The organism is Hydrogenivirga sp. 128-5-R1-1 (assembly GCF_000171895.1).
On record NZ_ABHJ01000046.1, the window covers coordinates 1 to 4,359 of the forward strand.

Below are 4,359 nucleotides of genomic sequence, written 5' to 3' on the forward strand. Positions count from 1 at the left end.
CTCTTGTTCCTCCTGCTGTTATTAAAACTTTTTTACCTTTTAAAGGTTTTGGGTATAGAGAGTAAAGAACCATTGTTTCAATAGCATGTAGTCCCGCAAGCTTTCCTGCTCCTTCCTCTCCACAGGCGAGCTCTCCTTCTTCTGGCTCAACTATTATATGTCCTCTTTCTTTTAATACTTTGATATTTTCAGCTGTTGCTGGGGTTTCATACATTTTTGTGTTCATTGCAGGGGCTATAACTATAGGTTTATCATAAGCAAGGGCAAGTGAGGTTAAAAAGTTGTCTGTAATTCCCATTCTGAGTTTTGCAATGGTATTTGCTGAAGCCGGTGCTATAACAAACGCATCAGCCCATCTTGCCCAGTAGATATGCTCAAGACCTGTTTGTCCGTCTTTCCAGTCTGACAGTACCTCATGATTTGTTAAAGCTTTAAATGTGAGCTCCCCTACAAACTCTTTTGCTGAAGGGGTCATCGCAACTCTAACATTTGCTCCTTTCTTTTGAAAATGCCTTACTATTTCACATGCTTTATAAGAAGCTATTGAACCGCTAACTCCAAGAAGTATATTTTTTCCTTTAAGCAATTTCTTTAACCTTTCCTTTTTCTATATAGTAAATCTGGTCAGCCGCATCTTCTATTTCTCTATCGTGGGTTACTACTAAAAGTTGTTTTACGTAATTTTTTTCTTTCAATTTTAAAAGTATATTTATAAGTTCTTCTTTTCTCTGGCTGTCAAGATGTACTGTTGGTTCATCAAGTATCAAAAATTCTGACCTTCCACCTAAAAAATGGCTGAGTGCAAGTCTTAAAGCAAGCCCAAGAGCTACCTTTTGTCCACCACTAACTGCACTTACTGGGATAAATCTATCTGTTTTTTCATAAGTTAAAACCTGCAGTGATATATCAAAATTTTCAGTAAATTTAACCTGATTAAAGTTAAACCCAAAGGCTTTAAAAAGTTTTTCAGTTAATATAGGAAGCTGATAAAGGGCGGAATCTCTTATTACTTTTTGTATGCCTTTTGGTCCGAGTGCTTCCTCAAGTTTTCTGTATTTTTTCAGCTTTTCTTCTTTTTCTTTTATTTTTTTGAGATTTTCTTCTATGAGATTAAGCTGTTTTTCAAGGTTTTCTATCTGTCCTTGAATATAGCCGTACTTTGAAATTTCAGGATTTAAATTATTTTCAACTTCTTTTGACTGTTTTTCAAGTTTTTCAATTTTTTCATTTTGCCGGTTTATTTTTTCTTGTATTTGATTTTCATCTTTTATATTGTTTCTCAGCTTTTCAGTTTCTTTTTCTAAATTTTCCAGATTAGCCTGTAATTTTTCTATTTGTGAAGCTATTTGCTGTTTCTGGGAAACTTCTTTTTTTGTTTCAACATATAATTTTTCAGACTCTTTTAGCTGTTTTATCTCATCTTCAAGCTGAAACTGATTAATATTTTCAGGGATTTTTTCTAATTTTTCTTTTATGGTTTTTATCTGCTTTTGGATACTTTCTATATCAACACTATTTAAAAACCTTTTGCTTTCTAAAAATAGCTGATAACTATTTTCATTTTCTTTTAAAAACTTTTCCACTTCTTCCTTTTCTTTTTCTAAACTGTTTAGGTCTTTTAACTTTAACTGTAGTACTCTAATTTTTGCCTGAAGCTCTTCTTTTTCTTTTTTTGCTTCTTTATGCTTTTCGTACCAGTTTTTAAATTCTTCAAGTAGTTTTACAGCTTTTTTTTCTATCTCTATTTTTTCTTTAACTTTTTTCCCTTCGTTTTCTATATCTTTTAACTGATTTTGTAGTTTAGTTATTTTTTGCTTTAAATCTTTTATAATTTCCTCTTTTGAATGCTGTTTTAGAGGCCGAGCACATGTTGGGCAGTTTCCTTCTAATTTTGATATGTTCTTAATTTGCTCATTTAGTTCCTCTGTTTTTGATTTTAGAGATTTGTACTCTGATAAAAGTTCTTCTCTTTTGCTTTGATAATCTTCCAATAACTTATTTTCATCTTTAATCATAGTGTCAACTAAAACAGGATTAAGTTCAAGGGTTTTAAAAATTGTTTTCAGCTGGATTAACTGCTTTGCTTTTTCAAGAGCTTTTTGTTTTGTTTCTCTTAATATTTCTTTTGTTTTATCTATCTGCTGTGTTAGAGCGTTTAACTCTCCTTTTAGTTTGGTGAGCTGATTTAGGTTTTCATTAATCTTTTTCAGTTTTTCTTTATATTCTTCATATTTTTCAGCTGTTTCTTTATATTTCTCATAAATTTGCTTTTTCTTTTCATGCTCTTTTTCTTTTTCAAGCAGGTTTGACAGCCTTTCCTGTAAACTTTTTGCTTCTAACAGCTGTTTTAATAAATTTTCTTTTTCTTTTAAAAGATTATATTTTTTTTCAAGCTCAGGAAGTAGTTTTTCTTTTTCTTCTATTTCTTTTAATTTTTGCTGTTTCTCAGCTATCTCTTTGTTTATAAAGTTTATTTTTTCTTCCAGTGTTTTTATCTTTGTTAACTTTTTTAAGTTTTCTTCTTTTTCTTTTTGATAACTGTTTAATTTATTCTTTTCTTCTTTCAATTTTTCTTCAAGCTCTTTTTGCTGACTTTTTAGCTTTTTTATTTTTCCTTCTAAAGAATTTTTTTCTTCTTTTAGCTGGCTTAATTTTTCTTTTATTTCTTTTTCATCCGGCAAAGATGATTGTACGGCATTAATTTCCTTTTCTATCTGTCTTCTTTTTTCTCCGTATTTTTCAGAAAGTAGCTGATAAAGGCTCATCTCTAAAAGCTCTTCAAAAACCTGAGCCCTTTTTTTAGGAGTTAGTTCTAACAGTCCTTCTATTTCACCTTGTTTTACAAGTATTGAGTTTAAAAATGTTTTTTGTGTTATTCCTGTTATTTTAGGAAGCTCTTTATTGATATTTTTTTGATAGTAAAGCCTGTAATTGCCTTTTTCTTTTTTATAAACTACTGCTGTTTGACTGTGTGATTTTCCTGTAAGTACTATTTCTCTTTCTATTTTGTATTCACTACCGTTTTTTATAAATTCAAGCTCTATTTTTGCTTTTTTTCTACCCCACTTTACAAGCTGAGATATGTTTCCTTTTGAACTGCTTCCGTAAAGGGCAAACTGGATAGCTTCAAGTATTGAGCTTTTTCCTGCTCCATTGTCTCCTATAAGTACTGTTATTCCATTTTCCGCAAAATTTAATTTTGTTTCTTCATGGGCTAAAAAATTTTCTAAGTAAAGGGACTTAAGAATCATCTATTATTTTTTTACCTCTCTGCCTAATTTTTCTTCAACAGATTTTATTTTACCTGTTAATCTATCTTTTTTTCCTTTTCTTATGTCAAATTTTGCAACTGCATACACCCTGTTTGAATAAGGCTCAAGCTGTTTATAGGCTTCTGCCAGAATTTCAGTGGCTTTTTCCATGCTGTCAACTTCAAAAATTGTTGACATTGCCGTTAATTTATAATTAATCCCTTCTTTATCAAGCATATCTATTATTTTACTTACGTACTGACTTTTACTTTCTCCAACATCTGTTGGAAACATTGAAAATTCAACTAAAACTGATAAATTCTCTGCCATTTTATGCCTCCATTAAGCACTGCTGAGTTAGACTAATTTTTATGTAAAAATTTAGAGTTAAGTTTTTTTATAAGGTCTTTCATGTTGTCCCAGGCTACATATCCACCGCCTATTATTAAGATTAATAAACCTATAATTAACAATTATAAATATTAGAGCTTTCATTTCCAGCACCTATTGTTAAAAGTATAATTCCTAATGTTCTTAAATAACCTTCTAACAGTTTAGCTTTTTCAATTTCTAACTTTTTAAGTTCAATATCTTCCTGTTTTTTATCCATTCTCTATTATCTGCTTTATAAATTCCGGCAAAGTGAATAATGATTTATAAATCTCTTCGTTTATGTATTTTGTTTCTATATCTTTTAATTTTTTGTAATTTTCATCATTTTTACAAACATCTACATCATCAGAGGCTATTGTGTAGCTCCACATTCCTGCTGGATAGGAAGGAACAAATCCAAGATAAACTCCTACATTTCTAAATGATTTTTTTATTTCTCTTACAGCATTTTTAAAGTAATCTTCCTGAAGGAAAGGAGACTCTGTCTGTGCAGCCATAATTCCACCTTCTCTGAGAGCTCCTTTTACCTTATTGTAAAACTCTTCTTTAAATAAAACTTCTGCAGGACCTATTGGGTCAGATGAGTCCATAATAATAACGTCATAATAATTTTTTCTCTCTTCTAAAAACTGATTTCCGTCTTCTATGAATATTTTTACTTTAGGGTCTCTTAATTTTTCTGATATGTTTGGAAAGTATTTTTCTGCTACTATTA

Annotated in this window: 4 protein-coding genes and 1 pseudogene; all 5 read right to left on the reverse strand. The window is 30.4% G+C overall.

What is annotated here, in order from left to right; translation table 11 throughout:
- On the reverse strand, positions 1 to 586 hold a 586-nt coding region (gene coaBC, locus HG1285_RS05825), incomplete at its 3' end, for a bifunctional phosphopantothenoylcysteine decarboxylase/phosphopantothenate--cysteine ligase CoaBC (protein ID WP_008288293.1).
- The gene (locus HG1285_RS05820; protein ID WP_008288294.1) at positions 579 to 3,251 is read right to left on the reverse strand and encodes an AAA family ATPase; all 2,673 of its coding nucleotides are present in this window, start codon (positions 3,249 to 3,251) and stop codon (positions 579 to 581) included. The genes HG1285_RS05820 and coaBC, both read right to left, overlap by 8 nt.
- Before the next feature lie 3 nt (positions 3,252 to 3,254).
- Positions 3,255 to 3,581, reverse strand: a complete 327-nt coding sequence (locus HG1285_RS05815; protein WP_008288295.1) for an MTH1187 family thiamine-binding protein — start codon at positions 3,579 to 3,581, stop codon at positions 3,255 to 3,257.
- Positions 3,582 to 3,717: 136 nt separating this feature from the next.
- The gene (locus tag HG1285_RS19505; RefSeq protein WP_008288296.1) at positions 3,718 to 3,861 is read right to left on the reverse strand and encodes a hypothetical protein; all 144 of its coding nucleotides are present in this window, start codon (positions 3,859 to 3,861) and stop codon (positions 3,718 to 3,720) included.
- Positions 3,854 to 4,359: pseudogene (locus HG1285_RS05810) on the reverse strand (spermidine synthase); the annotation flags it as partial. The pseudogene HG1285_RS05810 and the gene HG1285_RS19505, both read right to left, overlap by 8 nt.